At 61.7% G+C, this 22,494-nt stretch carries 28 protein-coding genes; 13 read left to right on the forward strand and 15 right to left on the reverse strand.

Translation table 11 applies throughout. The features are described 5' to 3' along the window. Window positions 1-81: 81 nt before the first annotated feature. The gene (locus FHS89_RS12595) at window positions 82-372 is read left to right on the forward strand and encodes a YciI family protein (RefSeq protein WP_221229432.1); all 291 of its coding nucleotides are present in this window, start codon (window positions 82-84) and stop codon (window positions 370-372) included. Here FHS89_RS12595 and FHS89_RS12600 read toward each other — a convergent pair. After that, a complete protein-coding gene (locus FHS89_RS12600; protein WP_184012177.1) occupies window positions 369-1,031 on the reverse strand; it encodes an SDR family NAD(P)-dependent oxidoreductase in 663 nt (220 codons plus the stop codon). The two genes, FHS89_RS12595 and FHS89_RS12600, sit on opposite strands and share 4 nt — an antisense overlap. Before the next feature lie 131 nt (window positions 1,032-1,162). Between FHS89_RS12600 and FHS89_RS12605 the strand changes: the two genes are divergently transcribed. After that, the gene (locus FHS89_RS12605) at window positions 1,163-1,753 is read left to right on the forward strand and encodes a biotin transporter BioY (RefSeq protein WP_221229434.1); all 591 of its coding nucleotides are present in this window, start codon (window positions 1,163-1,165) and stop codon (window positions 1,751-1,753) included. A gap of 54 nt (window positions 1,754-1,807) precedes the next feature. Here the strand turns inward: FHS89_RS12605 and FHS89_RS12610 are convergent, their stop codons facing one another. The 14 genes from FHS89_RS12610 to rpsF form a co-directional block, all read right to left on the reverse strand. Beyond that, complete coding sequence (locus FHS89_RS12610) at window positions 1,808-2,224, reverse strand: DUF1284 domain-containing protein (RefSeq protein WP_184012181.1); 417 nt, start codon at window positions 2,222-2,224, stop codon at window positions 1,808-1,810. Continuing rightward, window positions 2,217-3,683: an amidophosphoribosyltransferase gene (gene purF, locus FHS89_RS12615; RefSeq protein ID WP_184012183.1), complete on the reverse strand. Its 1,467-nt coding sequence runs from the start codon at window positions 3,681-3,683 to the stop codon at window positions 2,217-2,219. The genes FHS89_RS12610 and purF overlap by 8 nt, the downstream gene beginning before the upstream one ends. Window positions 3,684-3,803: 120 nt before the next feature. Further along, on the reverse strand, window positions 3,804-4,358 hold the full coding sequence (locus FHS89_RS12620) for a CvpA family protein (RefSeq protein WP_184012185.1): 555 nt from the start codon (window positions 4,356-4,358) through the stop codon (window positions 3,804-3,806). A 20-nt stretch (window positions 4,359-4,378) separates the two neighbouring features. Further along, the gene (radA, locus tag FHS89_RS12625) at window positions 4,379-5,761 is read right to left on the reverse strand and encodes a DNA repair protein RadA (RefSeq protein WP_184012187.1); all 1,383 of its coding nucleotides are present in this window, start codon (window positions 5,759-5,761) and stop codon (window positions 4,379-4,381) included. A 7-nt stretch (window positions 5,762-5,768) separates the two neighbouring features. Further along, window positions 5,769-6,080, reverse strand: a complete 312-nt coding sequence (locus FHS89_RS12630) for a hypothetical protein (protein WP_184012189.1) — start codon at window positions 6,078-6,080, stop codon at window positions 5,769-5,771. Beyond that, window positions 6,077-6,415 carry a hypothetical protein gene (locus FHS89_RS12635; protein ID WP_184012191.1) on the reverse strand — a complete coding sequence of 113 codons (339 nt, stop codon included), beginning with the start codon at window positions 6,413-6,415 and terminating at the stop codon, window positions 6,077-6,079. Before FHS89_RS12635 ends, FHS89_RS12630 begins: the two co-directional genes overlap by 4 nt. Then, a complete protein-coding gene (locus tag FHS89_RS12640) occupies window positions 6,412-7,167 on the reverse strand; it encodes an ABC transporter ATP-binding protein (RefSeq protein WP_184012193.1) in 756 nt (251 codons plus the stop codon). The genes FHS89_RS12635 and FHS89_RS12640 overlap by 4 nt, the downstream gene beginning before the upstream one ends. Continuing rightward, a complete protein-coding gene (locus FHS89_RS12645) occupies window positions 7,164-7,952 on the reverse strand; it encodes an MlaE family ABC transporter permease (RefSeq protein ID WP_184012195.1) in 789 nt (262 codons plus the stop codon). Before FHS89_RS12645 ends, FHS89_RS12640 begins: the two co-directional genes overlap by 4 nt. A 22-nt stretch (window positions 7,953-7,974) precedes the next feature. After that, window positions 7,975-9,009 (reverse strand): alanine racemase, encoded by a 1,035-nt coding sequence (gene alr, locus FHS89_RS12650; protein ID WP_184012197.1) that lies wholly within the window; start codon window positions 9,007-9,009, stop codon window positions 7,975-7,977. A gap of 41 nt (window positions 9,010-9,050) precedes the next feature. Further along, window positions 9,051-10,529, reverse strand: coding sequence for a replicative DNA helicase (locus FHS89_RS12655; RefSeq protein WP_184012199.1), 1,479 nt, complete (start codon window positions 10,527-10,529; stop codon window positions 9,051-9,053). An 80-nt stretch (window positions 10,530-10,609) separates the two neighbouring features. After that, window positions 10,610-11,293: a sulfotransferase family 2 domain-containing protein gene (locus FHS89_RS12660; RefSeq protein WP_343051469.1), complete on the reverse strand. Its 684-nt coding sequence runs from the start codon at window positions 11,291-11,293 to the stop codon at window positions 10,610-10,612. Between the two features lie 41 nt (window positions 11,294-11,334). After that, window positions 11,335-11,970 (reverse strand): 50S ribosomal protein L9, encoded by a 636-nt coding sequence (gene rplI, locus FHS89_RS12665; RefSeq protein WP_184012203.1) that lies wholly within the window; start codon window positions 11,968-11,970, stop codon window positions 11,335-11,337. A 12-nt stretch (window positions 11,971-11,982) separates the two neighbouring features. Then, window positions 11,983-12,210 carry a 30S ribosomal protein S18 gene (rpsR, locus tag FHS89_RS12670; protein ID WP_425502798.1) on the reverse strand — a complete coding sequence of 76 codons (228 nt, stop codon included), beginning with the start codon at window positions 12,208-12,210 and terminating at the stop codon, window positions 11,983-11,985. A gap of 17 nt (window positions 12,211-12,227) precedes the next feature. After that, window positions 12,228-12,653, reverse strand: a complete 426-nt coding sequence (gene rpsF / locus FHS89_RS12675) for a 30S ribosomal protein S6 (RefSeq protein ID WP_184012207.1) — start codon at window positions 12,651-12,653, stop codon at window positions 12,228-12,230. A 269-nt stretch (window positions 12,654-12,922) separates the two neighbouring features. Here rpsF and fabD point away from each other — a divergent pair, with 269 nt between their 5' ends. The 11 genes from fabD to FHS89_RS12730 all read left to right on the forward strand — a co-directional run bounded on the left by fabD (window position 12,923) and on the right by FHS89_RS12730 (window position 22,486). Beyond that, the gene (gene fabD / locus FHS89_RS12680) at window positions 12,923-13,861 is read left to right on the forward strand and encodes an ACP S-malonyltransferase (protein WP_184012209.1); all 939 of its coding nucleotides are present in this window, start codon (window positions 12,923-12,925) and stop codon (window positions 13,859-13,861) included. Window positions 13,862-13,863: 2 nt separating this feature from the next. Then, entirely contained in the window at window positions 13,864-14,601 is a 738-nt protein-coding gene (fabG, locus tag FHS89_RS12685) for a 3-oxoacyl-[acyl-carrier-protein] reductase (protein ID WP_184012211.1), read from the forward strand. Between the two features lie 190 nt (window positions 14,602-14,791). Beyond that, on the forward strand, window positions 14,792-15,028 hold the full coding sequence (locus FHS89_RS12690) for an acyl carrier protein (protein ID WP_184012213.1): 237 nt from the start codon (window positions 14,792-14,794) through the stop codon (window positions 15,026-15,028). 148 nt (window positions 15,029-15,176) lie between these two features. Beyond that, on the forward strand, window positions 15,177-16,436 hold the full coding sequence (fabF, locus tag FHS89_RS12695) for a beta-ketoacyl-ACP synthase II (RefSeq protein ID WP_184012214.1): 1,260 nt from the start codon (window positions 15,177-15,179) through the stop codon (window positions 16,434-16,436). Window positions 16,437-16,441: 5 nt separating this feature from the next. Beyond that, the gene (gene mltG, locus FHS89_RS12700) at window positions 16,442-17,425 is read left to right on the forward strand and encodes an endolytic transglycosylase MltG (protein WP_184012216.1); all 984 of its coding nucleotides are present in this window, start codon (window positions 16,442-16,444) and stop codon (window positions 17,423-17,425) included. A gap of 142 nt (window positions 17,426-17,567) precedes the next feature. Further along, on the forward strand, window positions 17,568-17,909 hold the full coding sequence (locus FHS89_RS12705) for a hypothetical protein (protein WP_184012218.1): 342 nt from the start codon (window positions 17,568-17,570) through the stop codon (window positions 17,907-17,909). 1 nt (window position 17,910) lies between these two features. After that, window positions 17,911-19,212 carry a DNA-packaging protein gene (locus tag FHS89_RS12710; RefSeq protein WP_425502799.1) on the forward strand — a complete coding sequence of 434 codons (1,302 nt, stop codon included), beginning with the start codon at window positions 17,911-17,913 and terminating at the stop codon, window positions 19,210-19,212. A 37-nt stretch (window positions 19,213-19,249) separates the two neighbouring features. After that, window positions 19,250-20,413, forward strand: coding sequence for a phage portal protein (locus FHS89_RS12715; RefSeq protein ID WP_184012221.1), 1,164 nt, complete (start codon window positions 19,250-19,252; stop codon window positions 20,411-20,413). Further along, window positions 20,410-20,661, forward strand: coding sequence for a GTA head formation protein, RCAP_rcc01685 family (locus FHS89_RS12720; protein WP_184012223.1), 252 nt, complete (start codon window positions 20,410-20,412; stop codon window positions 20,659-20,661). The genes FHS89_RS12715 and FHS89_RS12720 overlap by 4 nt, the downstream gene beginning before the upstream one ends. Before the next feature lie 18 nt (window positions 20,662-20,679). Next, window positions 20,680-21,243 carry an HK97 family phage prohead protease gene (locus tag FHS89_RS12725; RefSeq protein WP_184012225.1) on the forward strand — a complete coding sequence of 188 codons (564 nt, stop codon included), beginning with the start codon at window positions 20,680-20,682 and terminating at the stop codon, window positions 21,241-21,243. Between the two features lie 43 nt (window positions 21,244-21,286). Beyond that, entirely contained in the window at window positions 21,287-22,486 is a 1,200-nt protein-coding gene (locus tag FHS89_RS12730; RefSeq protein WP_184012227.1) for a phage major capsid protein, read from the forward strand. Window positions 22,487-22,494: the final 8 nt, after the last annotated feature.

Raw genomic sequence — 22,494 nt, forward strand, 5'->3', positions numbered from 1 at the left:
AACCTCCTGCGTTATTGCCGGATCGGTTAGGTGATTTTGCAGGGTAAACTGGCTCAGGTCGAACCAAATCGGGAGAGAGTGATGAAATTCGCGGTGCTATTTGAGGATAACGAGGCCCATGCCAATCAGCGCGCGCAGCATATGCAGGCGCATCTGGCGTTTCTGGAGGCGAATGCGGACCGGATTGAGGCCGCAGGCCCGCTCAAGGCGCAGGGTGCGGGGGCCGGCGGCCTGTGGCTGGTGGAGGCGAAGACAGCCGCTGCCGTGCAACAGCTTGTCGAATCCGACCCGTTCTGGCCGACGGGCCTGCGCAAATCGGTTCGGGTGCTGGAATGGGTGCAGGTATTCCGCGACGGGGCGCGCCGGATTTAGGAGAGGCGATCCACCAGCGCCTTTGCCGCAACGGGCAGGGGCGTCAGGGTTTCACGATCCTCACCGGGGAAGAAACGGGCGCGGTGCGCGGTGGGCAACGGCGGCGGGGTGTGGAGGATAACCTCCGGCCCGGTATTGATGCTCTCAGCCTGCCAGGATTGCATCATCGCGCGCTGGGCCGCTTTCATCGCGCCAAAGCCCGCCTGAAGCGGCTTGCCCGCGACATCCTCGTCGATGAACACAGCGCGGCCATTGGGGGCCGCGCGCAGCAAAGGCTCGATCATCGTGATCGCGCGCTGAAGGGCGACGTAATTGATCGCGGTGCCCTTGGTCAGGTCTTTCTTCTGGACATGGGCGGCGGGGGTCAGCGGTGGCGTGTGCACAGCCGTATGGACCCAAAGGTCAGCCTTGCCCCAGCGGTCAAAGATCGCGCGGCCCATCCGCGCCAGCCCCTCATCGTCGGTGATGTCGAGCGGCACCAACGTGCAGGATCCCGGAAGGCTGTCCACCTTATCGGCCAGCTCCTCAAGCCCACCCACCGTGCGCGCCACGGCGACCACATGCGCCCCGCGTGAGGCCAATTCGACAGCGACGGCATGACCGAACCCGCGCGATGCGCCGGTCACGATGGCAATCTGATCTTTGAACGTATTTTCCATGGGCCGTCTTTTGACAATAGAGCGCGCGCCACGCAAGGGGAATGTCTGTCCCGCTTGACATATTGCACTGCGGCACGGCACAACGGAGCGAGTTTCAAAACGAAGGCGAGGAATGCCCTATGACACATGAAATGACAGTTTCTCAGGCGGTTTGGCGGTCTGAAAGCGTGCTGCGCAAGGTTGCGCTGGTGCTGGCGGGATCGTGGGTCGTTGCGATTGCGGCGCAAGTCAGCATTCCGCTTCAGCCGGTGCCGCTGTCTCTTCAGACATTGGCGATCCTGATGGTTGGTTTCACGCTTGGCAGCCGCCTCGGTGCTGCAGCGCTGATCGCGTATCTCGCACAGGGGGCGATGGGCCTGCCGGTGTTCGCGAACGGGATGAACGGCATTGCCTTCTTTGGCCCGACGGCGGGTTTCCTCGTTGGCTTCGTTGGCATGGCGTGGCTTGCGGGCCTTGCGGCTGAGCGTGGGCTAGCGAAGGGCATGATCGGCACGGCGATTTCCGCGCTCGTGATCTCTGCCCTGCTCTATATCCCCGGTGTTGCATGGCCGATGGCCGTGGCCGGTGCGGCAGGGATTGAAGCGGGCTGGGTCGGCCTGTCGGCAAGCTCTGTCTGGGCCGGGTTCGTGGCACCCTTCCTGATGGGCGATGCGATCAAGGCGGTGCTCGCAGCACTTCTCGTGTCCGGTGCATGGGCAGCGATCAAGGCGCGTCGTACCTGATCGGACCAACGACTGAAATGAGAGCGCCGCCGCCTGAGAAGGGGGCGGCGTTTTCTATTGGGCGTGCAGACGGGCGAGCGCGTCCTCGCACATGCCAAAAGGCTCCCATTGGCAGCCCTGGCAGAGTGTTTTGAGGCTTCCGGGCGGCACATTGGCGCGGATGCGGTCCTGCGCCTCCCCCCATGTCAATCGATCCCCAGCATGCAATGACAGAGCCGCTGCATGCGCCGTGTCGAGCGCGGTTATCTTGGGCTGTGACACGCACAGACTGCCGATCCGTTTGGGGCAGGGGGTGCAGATATCGTCCGTTGCGGCGACGACCTCGATCACCTGATCCGCGCCACCCTCAGCGCGCAGCCGCCCCATGACGATGGCGGACATATTGGCGGTGAAGGCATCGGAATATCCCTTCCCCTCAAAGCCGAGAGAGCAAAGGAAATGATGCGGTCGGTATCGGATCGGGTCAGGCATTCTCGCGCAGTTTGATGCGGCCCTTGGCGACCATATCGGAGGGTTTGACGGGATAATCGCCAGAGAAGCAGGCGTCGCAATATTGCGGCTCTTTCGCGCGACCCTTCTCGCCCGTGGCACGGTAAAGCCCATCCAACGAGATGAATTTGAGGCTATCAACGCCCAGATGCGCGCACATCTGATCCTCGGTCATGGTGGCGGCGAGCAGGTTTTCGCGGTCGGGCGTATCGACACCGTAAAAACAGGGCCATTGCGTCGGCGGAGAGGCGATGCGGAAATGCACCTCCGCCGCCCCGGCATCAAGGATCATTTCCTTGATCTTGCGGGAGGTGGTGCCGCGCACGACCGAATCGTCCACAAGGATCACCCGCTTGCCCCGGATCAGGGCGCGGTTCACGTTGAGCTTGAGCCGGACACCCATGTTGCGGATTTCTGTCGTCGGCTCGATGAAGGTGCGGCCCATATATTGGTTGCGGATGATGCCCATGGCGTAGGGAATGCCGCTTTCCTGGCTGTAGCCAATGGCCGCCGGAGTGCCGCTGTCGGGCACGGGGCAGACAAGATCCGCGTCAACGGGCGCTTCCCGCGCCAGTTCCACACCGATCTGGCGGCGGGTTTCATAGACGGAGCGGCCACCGATCATGCTGTCGGGGCGAGAGAAATACACATGCTCGAACACGCAGAATTTCGGCTTTGCCTTGTCGAAGGGATGGGAGGATTCGATGCCGCCTTCGGTACAGATGACCATTTCGCCCGGCTCAATCTCCCGCACGTATTCCGCGCCGATAATGTCGAGCGCACAGGTTTCCGAGGCGAGCACCCAGCCTTTTTCCCCGACCTTGCCCAGCATCAGCGGGCGCACGCCGCGCGGATCACGCACGCCGATCAGCTTGGTCCGGGTCATCGCGATGACGGAGAACGCGCCTTCAACAAGGCGCAGCGCGTCCTTCATCCGCTCGGGGATGGAGCGGGCCATGGAGCGGGCCATCAGATGGATGATGCATTCGGTGTCGGAGGAGGACTGAAAGATCGACCCACGCTCGATCAGGCTCTCCTTGAGCGCATCAGCGTTGGTCAAGTTGCCGTTATGCGCAATCGCGCAGCCGCCCATGGCAAACTCCGCAAACAGGGGCTGCACGTCGCGGATCGCGGCACCTTTGCTGCCCGAGGTGGAATAGCGGACATGGCCGCAGGCGATCTTACCGGGTAACTGCGCCATCACCGACGGGTTGGTGAAATTATCGCGGACATAGCCAAAACGGCGGACAGAGCTGAAGCCCGGCTCCGGCTGGTAGGACACGATCCCGCCCGCTTCCTGCCCGCGATGCTGGAGTGCGTGAAGCCCAAGGGCCACGAAATTGGCTGCATCCGGCATGCCAATGGCACCAAAAATGCCGCATTCCTCCCGCAGTTTATCGTCGTCGAATGGGTGGCTCAGAAAAGTCGGCTCACGGTCCATCAGAATCTCCCATGGGCGATATATGCGGTGATGCGCTGCCTTATACGCAGGGCAGCCCGGTCTGTCATTAGCTTGTCATGTCGCAAGCGCGTGAGTGCGGCGAAATTGCCACCGTGCAGCTCACTGAGCGCAACGGCCGGTGAGTTGCTCATACCGGTCGGTGATGCCGCTGGGGATCTCCGTCGGGATCATGTCGCGGATCGCCTGCGTCGCATCGGCAAGGAACACGCGGGAGGCCGCGTCATCCACCATGATGACACCTTCGCCGCCCGTGACCTGATCGTAGATGATGAACCCAACCGCCACGATCAAAACACCGCGGACAATCCCAAAGAGAAAGCCAAAGCCGCTGTCGATTGGCCCGATGGCCGAGCTTTGCACCGCCTGCGCAAACAGGGGCGTGAAAAAGGACATCAGGATCAGCGCCACCGCGAACACTGCGGAGAATGCCGCGAGGATCGACAACTGACAGGACGTGCCGATGATATCGCGCAGCACGGGCAATTCGCGGATGATCGGATCGACCGTGGGGGCAAAGGTAAAGGCAGCAATGCCCGCAATCACCCACCCCGCAATCGCCAAGACTTCGCGCACCAAGCCACGGGAATAGGCCAACAGCCCCGACACGAGGATAATGAGGACCACACCTGCGTCGATCAGTGTAAACCCGTCCATGGGTGATCCTTCCGTCCTGTTTAGTCTTTATTCAGCGATGGGCTTCCAAAGACGCTTTCCACGAAGGAGGGCAGATCGTCAAGGTTTTCCACGGAAATTCCGCCCGTATCGCGTGAACCGGGCAGGCGGGGCGCCCATGCGCGGGTAAAGCCGAGCTTGGCCGATTCCTTGAGCCGTGCATCGGGTTGCGCGACGGGTCGCAGCGCCCCGGACAGGCTGATTTCCCCAAAAAGAACAGCATCGGCGGGCAGCGCGATATCTTCGCGCGCGGACAGGAGTGCTGCCGCCACGGCAAGATCAGCCGCAGGCTCGCTGATCCGCATCCCACCCGCGATGTTGAGATAGACGTCATTGCCGGTGAAGGTGATGCCCGCGCGCGCCTCAAGCACGGCAAGGATCATCGCAAGGCGGCTGCTGTCCCAGCCCACGACAGTACGCCGGGGGGTGGCGAGCGGGGAGGGCGCGACCAGCGCTTGAATTTCAACGAGCAGGGGGCGCGTTCCTTCGATCCCCGCAAACACGACAGAGCCGGAGGCGGGCCGGTCCCGCTCCCCCAAAAATAGGGCGGAGGGGTTCGAGACCTCAGACAGGCCCATGCCCGTCATCTCGAACACGCCGATCTCATCTGCGGGGCCGAAGCGGTTTTTCACTGCGCGCAGGATGCGGAATTGATGCCCGCGTTCGCCTTCGAAATAGAGGACGGTATCGACCATATGCTCCACCACGCGGGGGCCCGCGATCTGCCCGTCTTTTGTAACATGGCCGACAAGGATGATCGCGATCCCGCGTTTCTTGGCAAAGGCCGTCAACTCATGCGCCGCCGCCCGCACCTGAGAAACGGAGCCGGGCGCGCTGTCCACATGATCCGCCCACATGGTCTGGATCGAGTCGATGATGGCAAGTGCGGGGCGTTCCGCCTCCAGCGTGGTGAGGATATCGCGCAGGTTCGTCTCCGCCCCGAGTTGCACGGCGGCATCCGAAAGGCCAAGGCGCTGCGCGCGCATCCTGATCTGGCTCGCCGCTTCCTCTCCGGAGATATAGAGCGCCGATTGCCCGCGCCGGGCAAAGGCGGCGGCGGCTTGTAACAGAAGCGTCGATTTCCCGATGCCGGGATCGCCGCCGACCAGCGTGGCCGAGGCAGGCACCAGTCCGCCGCCCAACACGCGGTCAAATTCCGCGATCCCCGAGAGGCTGCGCGTCAGGGGCTTGTCCGTCTCCGTGAGGGAGGAGAGCGCCACCGTGCGGCCCTTGGCCTTTCCGAGGCTTTTGGAGGCGGGACCGGTGGAGAGCGGCGTGTCCTCATGGATCGAATTCCACGCGCCACAGGCATCGCATTGCCCAGCCCATTTGCGGTGAACGGCGCCGCAGGCATTGCAGGAAAAGGATGCGCTTTGTTTTGCCATGATCCCCTCAGCTAAACGGCAGGCCCGCGACAAGCGCAAGGCCAAGGATGGCTTGCGCCAAAGGCAGAAGCTTGTTCCAGCGCTCCTCAATCAGCACGCCGTAAAGCCCCGCGATGATCAGCGCGATGCCGATCACGGTCGCGATGACGGGCCACATCAGGCTCACACTGGCCATGCCCGCGAGCGTGAGGACCAAGAGCACCATATGGGCATATCTGAGCCGCCCTGTTTTGAGATAGCTTTGCGCGGCCGACCAGATTGCGGCTCCAAACACCGCCGCCCCGATGATGATCCCGATGGCTGCTTGGATCAGGATCATACGCTGCGCACGGCAACCGCAGTGATGACCATCGCAAGCCAGATCCACATCACCCAATCAATCCGGCGGTCGGGTGATTTGTCCATGATCGCGGAGAGCGTATAGGCCCCGAGGCCAAAGCTGATCGCGAAGGACATCAAAAGGAATGCGTTGGGCAAAATGCCAGTGAAATAGAGGAACGCGCCGATCAGTGCTATGACACCAGCGGCGATTTGCACCTGACCCAAGAGCTTTACCGGGCCTTCGCGCTTGAGCATCCGAAACACGCCGACGGCCAAAAGCGGGATGGGGAGCGTGGCAAATCCGAGGATGCCAAAGAAAAGCGCTGGGGTCATCGGACTGCCTCAATGGGGCCTGTCGCGCGGCCATGGATGAATTGATCGACATAAGGATCGGGTGAGGTATCGAGATCGCCAATCGGCCCGGTCCAGCGGATTTTGCCGTCATGGATCATCGCAACCGTATCCGCGATGGCGCGCACGCTGGTCATGTCATGGGTGATTGTCATGGCGGTCGCCCCAATCTCCGTCACCAGTTCGCGGACCAACTCGTTGATCACACCGGACATGATGGGATCAAGGCCAGTCGTTGGCTCATCGAAAAAGATGATCTCCGGCTCTGACGCGATGGCGCGGGCAAGGCCCACCCGTTTCTGCATCCCGCCCGAAAGCTCTGCCGGGAACAGGTCCGCGACATCGGGGGTCAGCCCGACGCGCCGCAGCTTTTCAATCGCGATTTCGCGGGCATCTGCCTTGGGCAGTTTCTGTTTGCCGCGCCGCAGGCGGAAGGCGACGTTTTCCCAGACGGACACGGAATCGAACAGGGCCGCGCCCTGAAACAGCATTCCGAAGCGAGCAAGAAACTCATCGCGGTTCCCGGATGTGTTCGGCTTTCCATCCACGAGGATTTGCCCGGCATCCGGTTGGATCAGCCCCAGAACGCATTTCAGGGCGACCGATTTTCCAGTGCCGGAGCCGCCAATGATGACCATGCTTTCGCCCGGTGCGATGGACAGGTTCACGCCGCGCAGCACATGCTTTGCGCCAAAGGATTTCTGAACATCCTTCATTTCGATACGAGGTGTCATGCGGTGAAAAACACCTCCGTCAGCATATAGTTCGCGGCAAGGATCAGGACGGACGCGGACACGACCGCGTTTGTCGTCGCACGGCCCACGCCCTGTGCGCCCCGGCCCGAATTATAGCCCTGATAGCAGCCCATGAGCGCCACGATGAAGCCGAACACGGCGGCTTTCACGAGGCCAGAGGTGACGTCTCCAACCTCCAGAAAATCAACGGTGGTGTTGATATAGGTCGCCGGGTTGAATTCGAGTCGCCCGACGCCAACCAAAAATCCACCCATGATCCCGATAATATCACCCACCAACACCAACAGGGGCAGCGCGATGGTCGCCGCCAGCAGGCGCGGGGCGACAAGGAATTTCATCGGATTGGTGGACAGGGTCGTCAGCGCGTCAATCTGCTCGGTCACGCGCATCGTGCCAAGCTCTGCAGCGATGGAGGCAGACACCCGGCCCGCCACCATCAATCCGCCAAGGACAGGCCCCAATTCGCGCACCATGCCGATGGCAACGATGGACGGCACGACAGACTCGGCATTGAACCGGCTGCCGCCCGCAAAGATTTGCAAGGCAAGCGCTCCGCCCGTGAACAGCGCCGTGAGACCCACCACAGGCAGGGAGAAAAACCCGATGCGCAGCAATTGCCGCCCAAGCTCGCCAAAATAGAAGGGCGGGCGGAAAATGTGGCTGACGCCCGACACGGCAAACAGCACGACACTGCCCGTCGCGCGGCACAGGCCAAGCACGGCAGCCCCGATGGAGGCAAGAAAACCTTGAACAGCAAGGAGCATGGGGAGCCTTCTTTGGTTCTGGTTAGCCGCCTATGTAGCGGCGATGATAGCGCGCGCCAAGGCTTGTCAGGATTTCATATCCGATTGTGCCCGCCGCGTCTGCCAGATCATCGACGCTCTGATGGGGCCCAAGGATATCAAGCGTATCGGGATCATGCTCCAGATGGGACACATCGACGGTCAGCAAATCCATGGACACGCGCCCAGCCAGAGGGCAGGGCGTATCCCCTGCCCAAAGCCGCGCGCGGTTGCCCATCGCCCGGATCAACCCATCGGCATATCCGGCAGAGACGGTCGCGATGCGGCAGGGCGTTTTCGCGGTCCACGCCGCGCCATAGCCGACGGCCTCGCCCGGCATGACCTCGCGCGTCTGGATTACGGGCAGGGACAGCCGCACGACGGGCCGCGCATCCGCAAAAGGCAGGCCACCGTAAAGGCCGATGCCAGGGCGGGTCATATCGAAATGGTAAGGCGCACCCAACAGCGTGCCACCGGTCGCGGCAAGGGATCTGCGCCCCTCAGCCGTGGCGGAGAAAACCTCAAGCTGCGCGGTGTTTTGCGGATGCTCCGGCTCATCCGCGCAGGCAAGGTGAGAGAGGGTGAGCACCGGATTGAGGCCCGCAATCCGCTCTGACAGGGCCGCGTATTCCTCAGGCTCCATCCCAAGACGGTTCATGCCGCTGTCGATCTGGATCGCACACCGACCCATACCCGTTTGTTGAGAGAAATGAGAGACTTGCGCGGCGGAGTTCAGGCATGGAATGGCGCCGGTTGCGCGATAAATCTCTGCATCTGTGGGCATGAAGCCGGAAAAGACGTAGAGGTCCGCGCCATTTCCGACGGCCTGTCGCAGGGCGGGGGTCTCTTCGGCGGTGGCGACGAAAAAGCTGCGCGCCCCGGCTTTTTGCAGCGCGCGGGCCACGGGGGCGATGCCGAGGCCATAGGCATCGGCCTTGACCACGGCGGCGGTCTCAACCCTGGCGCTGCTCATTGCGTCAAGCGCGCGCCAATTGGCAGCGATCGCGTCAAGGTCGATTGTGAGTATTCCGGTTCCCATGGGCGCAATCTGCACCGGATTTGAGCCGGTGTCACGCCGGTTTAAAACCGGTCTTCCGCGCCGCTTTGATAGGGTTTTACGAGGTCGGAGAACTTGGTGAATTGTCCCTCAAACCCAAGTTCGACGGAGCCGACGGGGCCGTGACGCTGTTTGCCGATGATGACTTCGGCCTTGCCCGCGCAGCGATCCATGCGCTGTTGCCATGCGTCCATCGCCTCAAGCTTGTCTTCGGAGGGTTTTTCACGCTCGGCGTAGTATTCTTCGCGATAGACGAACATCACGGCATCCGCGTCCTGCTCAATCGAGCCGGATTCGCGCAAGTCAGAGAGTTGCGGGCGTTTGTCCTCTCGGCTTTCGACCTGACGGGACAGCTGTGAGAGGGCGATCACGGGGATGTCCAACTCCTTCGCGATGGCCTTTAGCCCTTGGGTGATTTCGGACACCTCATTGACCCGGCTGTCCTTGGCGGATGCGGGGCGGACAAGCTGCAGGTAGTCGATGAACAGCACGTCCAACCCGTGCTGGCGTTTCAGACGACGGGCGCGCGCGGCAAGCTGGCTGATCGGCACGGCGGGCGTGTCGTCGATATAGAGCGGCACGGATTGCAGTGCCTTGGACGCTTCGACAAAGCGGCGGAATTCGTCCTCCGTCAGGGAGCCTTCGCGGAGTTTGTGGCTGGACACCTGCGCCTCCTGCGCGAGGATACGGGTGGCAAGCTGTTCTGCTGACATCTCAAGCGAGAAAAAGCCGACCGCGCCGCCATTGATGGTGCCGGTGGTGCCATCGGGCTTTTTGCCCTGTTTCCACGCGCGCGCGATGTTGAAGGCGACATTGGTTGCGAGTGCAGTCTTGCCCATGGACGGGCGCCCGGCGAGGATCAGAAGGTCGGAATTGTGCAGACCGCCGAGGGTCTTATCAAGGTCGTGAATGCCCGTCGAAATCCCGGCAAGCCCGCCATCACGGTGATAGGCAGCGCTGGCGACCTGCACGGCATTGGTCAGCGCGCGCAAGAAGGTCTGAAACCCGCCCTCGACGCGGCCCTGCTCTGCCAGTTGGTAAAGGCGCTGTTCGGCCTGCACGATCTGGTCTTTCGGATCGTCGGCCACATCGACGCGCTGGGCGTTATCCGTGATCTCCTCCCCGATGCCGATCAACTGGCGGCGGATGGCGAGGTCGTAAATCATCTGCGCGTAATCGCGCGCGGCAAAGATGGAGATCGCGGCATCCGCGAGCCGGACGAGGTAGGATGGCCCGCCTAAGGCCTTGAGCCCTTCGTCATCATCAAGGAACGCTTTGAGCGTCACAGGGCTTGCCAGCGTGTTTTTCTGGATGCGGGTGGCGGCGACCTCAAAAATCCGGCGATGCACGGGATCGAAGAAGTGTTCGGCCTGAACGAGCGCGTTGACCTTGTCGAACACGTCATTGTTCACAAGGATCGCGCCAAGCAGGGCCTGTTCCGCCTCCACGTTATGGGGAAGGGGGCTGTGATCGTCCTGTTTGATGCCTGATCCGTCTGCCATTGCGACTCGCTTTCGGTTGCTTGCGGGGACCATAGCAGAAAAATGGCTCACCCCCATGCTGTGAAGGATGGGGATAACTTCTACTCGTCAGAAAATCTGTAGCCCAGAACGGCAACCTCATAGGAGCAAAGGTCAGCGACGCGGGCGATGGTCGCCGTGTCATAGGCCGCGCGGTAATCGGCTGGCCGGTCCGACGCGTTGACCCGTTCAAGCGGCGGCAAACGTATGTCGAGCGTGCGTGCCAAGGTGGCCACATCGTCGGCAAGGGTCTCATAGCGCAGGATATGGCGGTGCGCGGCGCCAGCCAGATATGTCTCTGGCGTGTTGTGGCGCAGGGGGGCTTCGACCCTTGGATCGGCAAGATAGGCCGCAAAATCCTGTGTTCGGGCCGCTGCGATCATCGGGTGGTCGAAAGTCTGTGCACGCGACCAGGCGTAGAGCGACACAAGCCGATCCCACGGATTGCGGACGATCGTGGCGACGGTAAATTCTGACCAGGCAAGTGTGGGTAGGGCTGCTTGCGCGTCGGAAAGGGCTGCGTGTTTGCGCAGTCTTCGCGGGGCGGTGCGGTTGAATTTCGCCTGCCTGCGCTTGGCCTTTGGCGTGTCGCCAAACAACAGATCATCCGCGCGGGCCTTTGCCTCATAGGCGAGGGTGAACGCAGTGCCCCCGGTTTTGGGGATATGCACAAAAGCAAATTTCCGACTGGGCGAAATGATCATGAGACAAGCGTAGCGGGGGAGAGGGCACGAAAAAACCCGCATGGCGCACCATGCGGGTTTTCTAAGGGTCTCAGGCGACAGGCTTACGCCTTGTCGTCCTCATCCGCATCCTCATCGTCGGATGCGGCAGGTGCCGGTGCGTCCTCGTCATCAAGATCGAGTGCAGCCGAACCCACATCGTCAAACAGCTCTGCGATGTCGAAATCTGCTTCGGCGTCTGCCTCGGCGCGCATGTCGGCGATGGATTTGCCGGATGCCTGAATTTCGGCTTCCTCAGCGGAGCGTGCCACGTTCACCGTGATGGTGATGGACACTTCCGGGTGAAGAACGACTTCCATGTCGTGCAGGCCCAGTTCCTTGATCGGTTTATCAAGGGTGATCTGGGACCGCGCGACGGTGAAGCCAGCCTCGGTCGCGGCATCGGCAGCGTCACGTGTGGTGACAGAACCGTAGAGCGCGCCGCTGTCGGATGCGGAACGGATGATGACGAAGGTCTGGCCGTCGAGCTTTTCGCCCAGTGCTTCGGCTTCTTTCTTCGTCTCAAGGTTGCGGGCTTCAAGCTGTGCCTTTTCCGCTTCAAAACGGGCAAGGTTTGCTTTGTTGGCGCGCAGTGCTTTGCCGGACGGCAGAAGGAAGTTGCGGGCATAACCCGGCTTCACATTCACGACTTCGCCCATTTGGCCAAGCTTTGCCACACGCTCAAGAAGGATAACTTCCATGGGTCGTTCTCCTTATTTCACAACATAGGGCAGCAGGGCCACGAAACGCGCACGCTTGATCGCCTTGGCCAGCTCACGCTGTTTCTTTGCAGAAACGGCAGTGATGCGGGACGGCACGATCTTGCCACGCTCGGAGATGTAGCGCTGCAAGAGCTTCACATCTTTATAGTCGATCTTCGGCGCGTTCTCACCAGAGAACGGGCAGGTCTTACGACGGCGGAAGAATGGTTTACGCATTATGTGTCTCCTCTATCCGCTTAGCGCCGGGGGCCGCGATCGGGGCGGTCGCCACGGTCAGGACGGTCACCACGCTCGGGGCGGTCACCACGGTCAGTGCGGCGGGGGCGCTCGTCGCGTGCGTTCTTTGCCTGAACAACAGCGGAAGGGCCCTCTTCATGCTCGTCAACCTTGATGGTCAGAACGCGCATCACATCCTCATGAAGGCGCATAAGACGCTCCATTTCCTGCACGGCATCGGACGGTGCATCGGATTTGACGAAGGCGTAGTGCCCCTTGCGGTTTTTGTTGATCTTGTAGGCCATCGTCTTGAGGCCCCAGTATTCGGTATCAACAACGCTACCGCCATTTTCGGTCAGAACACCGGAGAAGTGCTCGATAAGCCCTTCTGCCTGTGCGTTCGACAGATCCTGGCGCGCGATGAAAACATGCTCATAGAGCGGCATGCGCGTATCCTTTATGTCGGGCGAACTTCAAAACATGCCAAGGTCCCTTCGGGCATGTACGAGAGGCTTCGCCGGTCAAAACGGGTGAAGGGATGGCGCGTTGTACTGAATTTGACCGCGATGGCAAGAGGGCAGAGCGAGAAACACCGCGCAGAGGCAGATGATCCCGTTTGGTCGAGGCGCATTTCTGCGCGTGCCGCCCTTAAGGCTTCACAGGCGGAATTGGGGCGTCTATTGCTAGGGCAACCATAAATGACGTGAGGGCAGCCATGAGCAAGGCATTCGTATTCCCCGGACAAGGGGCGCAGACCATCGGGATGGGCAAGGCGCTCGCTGACGCTTATCCGGCGGCGGCGGCCATTTTTGCGGAGGTTGATGAAGCGTTGGGGGAGCATCTGTCGGCGCTGATCTGGGAGGGATCGGCAGAGGAGTTGCAACTCACCGCCAACGCGCAGCCCGCGCTGATGGCAACGTCGCTCGCCGCGATGCGCGCGTTGGAGGCGGAAGGGGTAAGCATCACCGATGCGGCCTTTGTGGCGGGGCATTCGCTGGGCGAGTATTCGGCGCTGGCGGCAGCGGGCGCGATCAGTGTGGCCGATACCGCACGGTTGCTGCGCATCCGTGGCAAGGCGATGCAAGAAGCGGTGCCCGTGGGTGACGGGGCCATGGCTGCGCTTCTGGGCCTCGATTTCGAGACGGCCAAGGCCGTCGCGAAGGAGGCCGGGCAAGGGGCTGTCTGTCAGGCGGCGAATGACAATGATCCGGGGCAGGTCGTGGTGTCCGGTCACTTGCACGCAGTGGAACGCGCGGTAGAGATCGCGAAGGCCAAGGGTGCCAAACGGGCAGTGATGCTGCCCGTCAGCGCGCCGTTTCATTGCGCATTGATGCAGCCCGCAGCCGATGCCATGGCGGAAGCGCTGAGCCATGTGGATATCAGCGCGCCTGCGGTGCCGCTTGTGGCCAATGTGCGGGCGGAGGCCGTGAACAATCCGGCCGTGATCCGCTCCCTTCTGGTGGAGCAGGTCACAGGCTCTGTCCGCTGGCGGGAGAGTGTTGCGTGGATGGGCGCGCAAGGTGTGACCGAGACTTGGGAGATCGGCGCGGGCAAGGCGCTGTCCGGCATGATCCGGCGGATCGACCGGAACATCGCGACAAAAGCAATCAACGGGCCGGAGGACGTGACAGCGGCCACGGCAGAGGGAGCATGAGCATGTTTGATCTGAGCGGAAAAGCCGCCCTGGTGACGGGCGCGTCTGGTGGCATTGGCGGGGCAGTTGCCACCGCACTCCACAACGCCGGTGCGACAGTGGGCCTGAGCGGCACTCGCACGGGGCCGCTTGAGGAATTGGCCGCCACGTTGGGCGAGCGGGCGCATGTGCTGCCCTGCAACCTGTCGGACGCAGATGCGGTCGATGCGCTGCCAAAACAGGCGGCAGAGGCGATGGGCGCGGTGGATATCCTCGTTAACAATGCGGGGATCACCCGTGACAACCTCTTTATGCGCATGTCGGATGAGGATTGGCAGACAGTTCTGGATGTGAACCTCACAGCCTCCATGCGGCTGATGCGGGGTGTGATGCGCGGCATGATGAAGGCGCGCTGGGGGCGGATCATCTCTGTCACCTCGGTGGTCGGTGTGACGGGCAATCCGGGGCAGGCCAATTATGCAGCATCAAAGGCCGGGATGATCGGGATGACGAAATCGGTGGCGCAGGAAGTGGCGAGCCGGGGTGTCACCGCAAACTGCGTCGCACCTGGCTTTATCGCGACGGCGATGACCGACAAGCTCAACGATAAGCAGAAAGAGGGCATTCTGGGTGCCATTCCTGCCGGGCGGATGGGCGATGCGGACGAAATCGCGGCTGCCGTGATGTTCCTCGCGTCCAAGGAGGCAAGTTATATCACCGGGCAGACCTTGCACGTGAATGGCGGAATGGCCATGATTTAAGAGACGGGCGCGCGGGCGGTTTCAAAACAAAATCGCTTGCCCTGAGCCATTTCTGTGGTAAAGCGCGCGCCATGCGCTGCTTGCCCTTTCGTGAGATTGACGTTAGGGGAGGCGCGATTTCGGGAAAACCCGAAGACTGAAACCGAAACGGAGCGCCCCTCAAGCGCGCCATTGATATGAGGACCGGAATATGAGCGACGTCGAAGAGCGCGTAAAGAAGATCGTTGTTGAGCACCTGAGCGTGGACGAAGAGAAGGTCACCAAGACCGCTTCTTTCATTGATGATCTGGGCGCAGACAGCCTTGATACCGTTGAACTGGTTATGGCGTTTGAAGAAGAGTTCGGCATCGAGATTCCAGATGACGCGGCAGAGACCATTCAGACGGTCGGCGACGCTGTGACCTTCATCTCTGGCGCGCAGTCGTAAGACGCAGCCAATGACTTATCCATGCGGCGTCCTTCGGGGCGCCGTTTTGGTTTTCGAGGGGCGCGAATTTCCCGCCCGCCTGACCTTGCCGATCCGTGACAGGCTCAGGTAGAACAGAACACGAATTGCACCACCCTGGGAGATGCCGATGCGCCGCGTCGTTGTGACTGGTCTTGGAATGGTAACGCCGCTTGCGAGCGGGGTTGAGGAAACATGGTCGCGGCTGTTGGACGGGCAGTCCGGAGCGGGGCCAATCACCCGGTTCGATCCTGAGCGTGTGGCGACGAAGATCGCCTGCGAAGTGCCGCGCGGGGATGGGACCAACGGGACGTTCAACCCCGATGACTGGATGGCGCCGAAAGACGCGCGGAAGGTGGATACGTTCATCCTGTATGCCATGGCGGCCTCTCAGATGGCCGTGAATGATGCGGGCTGGACCCCAGAGGATGAAGAAGCGCGCCTGCGCACCGGCGTGATGATCGGCTCAGGCATTGGCGGGTTGGAATCAATCGCGGAGACCACGCTTTTACTGGCGGAGAAGGGGCCGCGGCGGGTGTCGCCATTCTTTATCCCCGGCTCGTTGATCAACCTGTGTTCCGGTCAGGTGTCGATCAAATATGGCTTTAAAGGGCCGAACCACGCGGTTGTCACGGCGTGCTCGACCGGGGCGCACGCGATTGGCGATGCGGCGCGTCTGATCGCGCTCGATGATGCGGATGTGATGGTTGCGGGCGGGGCTGAAAGCTCGATCTGTGAACTGGGCATCGCGGGCTTTAACGCCTGCAAGGCGCTGTCCACCGCCTATAACGACACGCCAGAGAAAGCATCGCGGCCTTATGACAAGGACCGCGATGGGTTCGTCATGGGCGAGGGCGCGGGGATCGTTGTGCTGGAGGAATATGAGCACGCGAAGGCGCGTGGTGCGAAGATCTATGCCGAGGTGCTGGGCTATGGCCTGTCGGGCGATGCCTATCACATCACTGCCCCGGCAGAGGATGGCGATGGCGGCTATCGCGCCATGGCGGCTGCGCTGAAACGGGCGGGTCTGGAGCCATCGGCGGTGGATTATGTGAACGCGCATGGCACGTCGACCATGGCCGATACGATTGAGTTGGGCGCGGTGACGCGGCTTTTGGGCGATGCAGCGAAAACCGCCTGCATGTCCTCAACGAAGTCGGCCACGGGGCATCTGTTGGGTGCGGCGGGTGCTATTGAGGCGATTTTCAGCGTTCTGGCGATCCGCGATCAGATCGTGCCGCCAACGATCAATCTGGACAATCCGGCGGTCGAGTCCGAGTTGGATCTGGTGGCGAACGTGGCGCAGAAGCGTAAAGTTGACGTGGCAATCTCCAATTCCTTTGGCTTTGGCGGCACTAACGCCTCAGTCGTGTTTGGCAAGGTGGAGTAGCGCGGATGCTGCGCCATCTGGCGGCGAATGTCCTCACTGTGCTGATCGTCGCGATGGTGGCGATCAGTGGGGTGATTTATTGGGGGCAGTCTCAATACACAGCGCCCGGTCCGTTGGCGGAGCCGACAGTGATCACGGTGGAGCGGGGCGCGCGGCTGGATGACGTGACCGAAACGCTGCTGGAGGCGGGCGCGATCGGGAATGACACGATCTTTCGGCTTGGCGCGCGCTATGACGGATATGACCGGCGGTTGCGGTTTGGCGAGTATGAAGTACCAGCTGGCGCGTCCATGCGTGAGATCCTCGCATTGTTCGCCTCAGGCCGCAGCATCCAGTATTTCGTCACGATTCCAGAGGGTTTGACCTCATGGGAGGCGGTGCAAATCATCAACGACACGGCGCTGTTGACGGGTGAGATTACGGAAATTCCGCCCGAAGGTTCCCTTGCGCCAGATACATACTCGTTCGAGCGGAATGCGACGCGGGCGAGCATCATTGATCGGATGCAGGCCGCTCAGGAGACGATTCTGGCGGAGGCTTGGGCGAATCGTCAGGACGGATTGCCCCTCGATTCGCCGGAAGAATTGCTGATTCTGGCGTCGATCATCGAGAAAGAAACCAGCGTCCCTGAGGAGCGGTTTGACGTGGCGGCCGTGTTCGTCAACCGGCTGAATCAGGGGATGAGATTGCAGACCGATCCGACGGTCATCTACGGGATCACCTTGGGTCAGGGGCCGCTCGGGCGCGGGTTGCGCCGGTCGGAACTTGACCGCGCGACACCCTATAACACCTACCAGATCGACGGTCTTCCTCCAACGCCCATTGCCAATCCGGGGCGTGCGGCGATTGAGGCAACCGCCAATCCGAGTGAAGCGCCCTACATCTTTTTCGTGGCGGATGGCACGGGGGGGCATGCCTTCTCCGTCACCTATGCGGAGCATCAGCGCAACGTGGCGCGCTGGCGGGAGATCGAGCGCAGTCGGCAGTAGCGCGCGGTGGTCTGACGTAAATGTCTTGACTAAACGCGCGCTCCAAAGTATACCTTGTTGCAAGCTGGAAGAACTGAACCGACGCCGTAGCATTCGCTGCGGCGTTTTTCGTTTCGGAAATCTATCCATGGGTTAACAAAACATGAATGATCATACGAAGTCTCAGGAGTATGCCGCCGAACACTACATAAAACAGGCTCAAATACTGTATAGAAGCCTGTCAAAATCAATCGCCCGATATATTGAAGCTGTCGATGCTTCGCTTGAATCCGATATCGTTCCTAAAGGGGATAAGGAAAAGGCAAACGCCGTGCAGGCAGAACTTCGGGCGCATCAGAAAACTCTGTCTCAACTGATTGAATGTGAGGCCAACCTTGCGAAAAAAGCTTCCTCCGACGCCGAACTCATCGGAAACGAAATCGATTTTGACGCTGCACGCGCCGAACTCCGTGCGCGATGTGCTCTCCTCCGCGACGAACGATGAGATTGACGCGCTCCTGAATACGCTCAGCCCGAATGCGCTGGTCGCGATGCCATACCTTTTTGAGTTGTGGGGGCTGGAGGGGCATCAGCTGGAGCCGCAGACTGACTGGCTGACATGGGTGATCCTTGGCGGGCGCGGCGCGGGCAAGACGCGTGCCGGGGCGGAATGGGTGCGCGAACAGGTGGAAGGCGCGCGGCCTACGGATCCCGGGCGGTGCACACGGGTCGCACTTATTGGAGAGACGCTCGATCAGGCGCGTGACGTGATGGTGTTTGGGGCGTCGGGTATTCTTGCCTGCTCCCCGCCGGACCGACGCCCGGACTGGCAGGCCAGCCGACGGCGGCTCGTCTGGCCCAACGGGGCGCAGGCGCAAATCTTTTCAGCATCCGATCCAGAGGCCCTTCGCGGGCCTCAATTTGATTGTGCGTGGTGCGATGAACTTGCGAAGTGGAAGAAAGGACAGGAGGCATGGGACATGCTGCAATTCGCCCTCCGGCTGGGGGAGACGCCACGGCAGGTGGTCACCACCACGCCACGCGCGAATGCGTTGCTGGAGAGCATCCTCGAAGCCCCGCGCACGGCAGTAACCTCCGCGCCGACGCGGGCCAACGCACGCAATCTCAGCCCGGTTTTTCTGGAGCAGGTGATGGCGCGCTATGATGGTACCGCCCTGGGGCGGCAGGAGCTTGAGGGCGAGCTTGTCCGTGATTTGCCGGGTGCGATGTGGAGCCGGGCCGCGATTGAGGCGGCGCGGGTCGATGACGTGCCCCCCCTTGAGCGGATCGTCGTCGCGATTGACCCGCCTGTCACAAGCGGATCGGACGCGGATGCTTGCGGGATCGTCGTGGCGGGCGTCGTCTGTGATGGGCCGCCACAGGACTGGAAGGTCTATGTTCTGGAGGATGCCAGCCTCACAGGGGCGACGCCGACCGCATGGATCAAACATGCCGTGGCGCGGGCGCGGCATTGGGGAGCGGACCGGATCATTGCGGAGGTCAACCAGGGCGGCGAATTGATCGAAACCCTGTTGCGGCAGGTCGATCCGTTGATGCCCTATCGCGCCGTCAACGCCAGCCGGGGCAAAGCGACCCGGGCGGAACCGGTTGCCGCACTTTATGAACAGGGGCGGGCATTTCATGCCGCACCGATGCTGCATCTCGAAGACCAGATGTGCGCGATGGCCCGCCACGGATACACCGGCAAAGGCAGCCCGGACCGGCTGGATGCGCTGGTTTGGGCGCTCACTGAATTGATGATTGTTCCGGCGCACGGTTTCCGCGCGCCGCAAATGCGAATCCTCTGAGGGATATCGCGATCTTAACCCGCTAAGGGAGAAATCCATGGTTTTGGAACTGTTCAAACGGGCCCCGGTGCGGGCGCCCGAAGCGAAGGCGCATGCCAATCGACCGGTGATCGCGTTTCATGGCAGCGGGCGCGCCGCGTGGACGGCGCGCGACACGCCAAGCCTCGTTCGGGCCGGGTTCGCGGGCAACCCGGTTGGGTTTCGCTGTGTGAAGCTGATTGCAGAGGCCGCCTCTGCGGTTCCCTTTGCCTTGCAGGACGGCGCGCGGCGCTATGCGGACCATCCGATCCTCTCCCTTCTTGCGCGTCCGAACGGGGCGCAGGGCACGACCGACCTGATGGAAAACCTGATCGGGCAATTCCTGTTGTCAGGCGACGCCTTTCTGGAGGCCGTGGGCGAGGGGCAGGACGGCCTGCCAGCGGAGTTGCATGTGCTGCGCTCGGATCGGGTGCGGGTGGTTCCGGGAGCCACGGGCTGGCCGATCGCGTTTGAATACTCGGTCGGTGCGAAAAAGCATCGGCTGAAGGTGGATTCGATCTGTCACATCAAGGCATTCCACCCCCAAGATGACCATTACGGTCTGTCGGCCATGCAATCGGCAGCAAGTGCGGTGGACGTGCACAATGCCGCATCGCGCTGGTCGAAATCGCTGCTCGACAACGCCGCGCGCCCCTCCGGCGCGCTGGTCTATCGCGGCACGGATGGGCTGGGCGGGCTGACGGATGATCAGTTTGACCGTCTGCGCGGAGAGTTGGAGGGGTATCATTCGGGTGCAGTGAATGCCGGGCGGCCGATGCTCCTTGAAGGGGGGCTGGATTGGAAGCCGATGGGCTTCTCCCCGTCGGACATGGAATTTCAGAAAACCAAGGAAAGTGCCGCGCGCGAAATCGCGCTGGCCTTTGGTGTGCCGCCCATGCTGCTGGGTCTGCCGGGGGACAATTCCTATGCCAATTATCAGGAGGCAAACCGCGCCTTTTACCGGCTGACCGTGTTGCCGCTGCTGAGTAAGGTCAGCGACGCGATGAGTTGCTGGTTTCATGCCATGAGTGGCACGGAGGCGGTGCTGAAAACCGACCTTGACGCGATCCCGGCGTTGGCCACCGAGCGGGAAGCACAATGGCGGCGGGTGGCGAGTGCCGACTTCCTGAGCGAGGACGAGAAGCGCAGCCTTCTGGGCCTGCCGCCACGGGTTGATCCATGAGCGATCTGGGGCAGCGGCGGGCGTCGGGAGGCTCACGATACCTCTATGAGCCATTCAGTGCCGCAAGCGCGCGTGTAGATACGCTTGAGGCAATTGTGGAGGAACGCTGGGTCGCGCTTGAACGGCGGCTGGCCGGGTTGGAACAGATCCTCGACCGCATGGAGCGGCGGATGTGGACGGCGCTGTACGGGATTGCGACCTTCCTCATCGTCGAAGGCGTGTTCCTGATTTTGCAGCAGACGAATTAACCAGAAAGGATGGATGGTATGACCCATCAGGGACCGGCCTCTGGGCTGGAAACGAAGTTTTGCGGCCTCAACGAACGTCCGGGGCTAAAGGACGGGTACGAGATTTCCGGCTATGCGTCCGTTTTCGGGCTGGCGGATCGGGGCGGCGATATTGTGGAGCGGGGCGCCTATGCCCGCTCGCTTGATCGGCTGAAAGCGCAGGGCCGTCAGGTCAAGATGCTCTGGCAGCATGATCCGTTGCGCCCTATCGGGGTGTGGGACGAGGTGCGCGAGGACGCGCGCGGCCTGTTCGTGAAAGGCCGCGTGCTGCGCGACGTGCAGGTCGGTCGCGAGGCGCTGGCGCTGTTGGATGCGGGGGCGATTGACGGATTGTCCATCGGCTATCGCACCATTCAGTCGGAGAAATCCGGTCAGGGTCGCCTGCTGAAAGAGATTGATTTGTGGGAAGTGTCGCTCGTGACCTTCCCGATGCTTCCCGATGCGCGTGTTGAAACGGCCACTCCGGAGACCGGAGAGGACACACGCGATGTTGTGGAAAGCCTCGCAGAGGCATTGGCCGATGCGCGGGCGCTGTTGGCGTGACCACGCCTGACCATTGTGAACCCAAAACTTGAAGGACCATTTGATGGGACATTGCGAACGCAAATCCGTGTCGGGCGCGCCCGAACGCGGTCAGGCGCCTGTGACGGAGTTGAAATCCGCGCTGACAGGTTTCCTGAAAGACGTGGCCGAGCGCCAAGCGGAACTGAAATCCAAACTCAACGAACAGGAGCATCGCCTCACCATGCTGGACAAGAAATCCATGACGGCTCACCGCCCCGCGCTTTCCCATGCGGCGGAGATCGAAGTACCCCATGCAAAGGCGTTCTCCGCCTATCTGCGGTCGGGCGACGATGACGGGCTGCGTGGCCTTGAGATCGAATACAAAGGGATGAGCACCGCTGTGGCAGCCGATGGCGGCTATCTGGTGGACCCGGCCACGGCGGAATCTGTGCAGAGCGTGCTGCGCTCCACCTCCTCCTTGCGGTCCATCGCCAATGTCGTGACGGTGGATGCGAGCGCCTATGACGTGCTCATTGACCATGCGGACATGGGTGCGGGCTGGGCGGATGAGACCACCGCCAGCAGCGAGACAAGCACGCCGCAGCTCGACCGGATCAGCATCCCGTTGCATGAGTTGTCGGCGCTGCCGAAAGCGTCCCAGCGGCTTTTGGATGACGCGGCCTTCGACGTGGAAGCATGGCTCGCGGAGCGGATCGCGGACAAGTTTTCGCGCGCCGAGGCCGTCTCTTTCATCTCTGGTGATGGTGTGAACAAGCCGCGCGGTATCCTGACCTATACCGAAGTGGACAATGCCGCCTGGAGTTGGGGCAATATCGGCTATGTCGCGACAGGTGCGTCGGGTGACTTCGCGTCCTCCAACCCGGCGGATGCGATTGTGGATCTGGTTTTCGCGCTGGGCGCACGATACCGCCACAACGCGTCCTTCGTGATGAATTCCAAAACCGCCGGTGCGGTGCGCAAGATGAAGGACGCCGATGGGCGCTTCCTGTGGTCTGACAGCATGAACGCGGGCGAGCCTGCGCGCCTGATGGGCTATCCGGTGCTGATCGCGGAGGACATGGAGGATATCGCGGCAGACTCGACCGCGATTGCCTTTGGCGACTTCCATGCCGCCTACACCATCGCAGAACGGCCCGAGCTGCGCATCCTGCGCGATCCGTTCTCCGCCAAGCCGCATGTGCTGTTCTTTGCCACCAAGCGTGTGGGCGGGGACGTGACGGATTTTGCCGCACTCAAGCTGCTGAAATTCTCCGTCAGCTAACGCTGGTT

It is taken from the genome of Rubricella aquisinus (assembly GCF_014199445.1).
GTDB lineage: Bacteria > Pseudomonadota > Alphaproteobacteria > Rhodobacterales > Rhodobacteraceae > Rubricella > Rubricella aquisinus.

What these genes read in the sequence shown, in the direction of transcription:
- FHS89_RS12595 (WP_221229432.1), top strand. Translation starts at nt 82, where the DNA reads ATGAAATTCGCGGTGCTATTTGAGGATAACGAGGCCCATGCCAATCAG.
- FHS89_RS12600 (WP_184012177.1), bottom strand. Translation starts at nt 1,031, where the DNA reads ATGGAAAATACGTTCAAAGATCAGATTGCCATCGTGACCGGCGCATCG.
- FHS89_RS12605 (WP_221229434.1), top strand. Translation starts at nt 1,163, where the DNA reads ATGACAGTTTCTCAGGCGGTTTGGCGGTCTGAAAGCGTGCTGCGCAAG.
- FHS89_RS12610 (WP_184012181.1), bottom strand. Translation starts at nt 2,224, where the DNA reads ATGCCTGACCCGATCCGATACCGACCGCATCATTTCCTTTGCTCTCTC.
- purF (WP_184012183.1), bottom strand. Translation starts at nt 3,683, where the DNA reads ATGGACCGTGAGCCGACTTTTCTGAGCCACCCATTCGACGACGATAAA.
- FHS89_RS12620 (WP_184012185.1), bottom strand. Translation starts at nt 4,358, where the DNA reads ATGGACGGGTTTACACTGATCGACGCAGGTGTGGTCCTCATTATCCTC.
- radA (WP_184012187.1), bottom strand. Translation starts at nt 5,761, where the DNA reads ATGGCAAAACAAAGCGCATCCTTTTCCTGCAATGCCTGCGGCGCCGTT.
- FHS89_RS12630 (WP_184012189.1), bottom strand. Translation starts at nt 6,080, where the DNA reads ATGATCCTGATCCAAGCAGCCATCGGGATCATCATCGGGGCGGCGGTG.
- FHS89_RS12635 (WP_184012191.1), bottom strand. Translation starts at nt 6,415, where the DNA reads ATGACCCCAGCGCTTTTCTTTGGCATCCTCGGATTTGCCACGCTCCCC.
- FHS89_RS12640 (WP_184012193.1), bottom strand. Translation starts at nt 7,167, where the DNA reads ATGACACCTCGTATCGAAATGAAGGATGTTCAGAAATCCTTTGGCGCA.
- FHS89_RS12645 (WP_184012195.1), bottom strand. Translation starts at nt 7,952, where the DNA reads ATGCTCCTTGCTGTTCAAGGTTTTCTTGCCTCCATCGGGGCTGCCGTG.
- alr (WP_184012197.1), bottom strand. Translation starts at nt 9,009, where the DNA reads ATGGGAACCGGAATACTCACAATCGACCTTGACGCGATCGCTGCCAAT.
- FHS89_RS12655 (WP_184012199.1), bottom strand. Translation starts at nt 10,529, where the DNA reads ATGGCAGACGGATCAGGCATCAAACAGGACGATCACAGCCCCCTTCCC.
- FHS89_RS12660 (WP_343051469.1), bottom strand. Translation starts at nt 11,293, where the DNA reads ATGCGGGTTTTTTCGTGCCCTCTCCCCCGCTACGCTTGTCTCATGATC.
- rplI (WP_184012203.1), bottom strand. Translation starts at nt 11,970, where the DNA reads ATGGAAGTTATCCTTCTTGAGCGTGTGGCAAAGCTTGGCCAAATGGGC.
- rpsF (WP_184012207.1), bottom strand. Translation starts at nt 12,653, where the DNA reads ATGCCGCTCTATGAGCATGTTTTCATCGCGCGCCAGGATCTGTCGAAC.
- fabD (WP_184012209.1), top strand. Translation starts at nt 12,923, where the DNA reads ATGAGCAAGGCATTCGTATTCCCCGGACAAGGGGCGCAGACCATCGGG.
- fabG (WP_184012211.1), top strand. Translation starts at nt 13,864, where the DNA reads ATGTTTGATCTGAGCGGAAAAGCCGCCCTGGTGACGGGCGCGTCTGGT.
- FHS89_RS12690 (WP_184012213.1), top strand. Translation starts at nt 14,792, where the DNA reads ATGAGCGACGTCGAAGAGCGCGTAAAGAAGATCGTTGTTGAGCACCTG.
- fabF (WP_184012214.1), top strand. Translation starts at nt 15,177, where the DNA reads ATGCGCCGCGTCGTTGTGACTGGTCTTGGAATGGTAACGCCGCTTGCG.
- mltG (WP_184012216.1), top strand. Translation starts at nt 16,442, where the DNA reads ATGCTGCGCCATCTGGCGGCGAATGTCCTCACTGTGCTGATCGTCGCG.
- FHS89_RS12705 (WP_184012218.1), top strand. Translation starts at nt 17,568, where the DNA reads ATGAATGATCATACGAAGTCTCAGGAGTATGCCGCCGAACACTACATA.
- FHS89_RS12715 (WP_184012221.1), top strand. Translation starts at nt 19,250, where the DNA reads ATGGTTTTGGAACTGTTCAAACGGGCCCCGGTGCGGGCGCCCGAAGCG.
- FHS89_RS12720 (WP_184012223.1), top strand. Translation starts at nt 20,410, where the DNA reads ATGAGCGATCTGGGGCAGCGGCGGGCGTCGGGAGGCTCACGATACCTC.
- FHS89_RS12725 (WP_184012225.1), top strand. Translation starts at nt 20,680, where the DNA reads ATGACCCATCAGGGACCGGCCTCTGGGCTGGAAACGAAGTTTTGCGGC.
- FHS89_RS12730 (WP_184012227.1), top strand. Translation starts at nt 21,287, where the DNA reads ATGGGACATTGCGAACGCAAATCCGTGTCGGGCGCGCCCGAACGCGGT.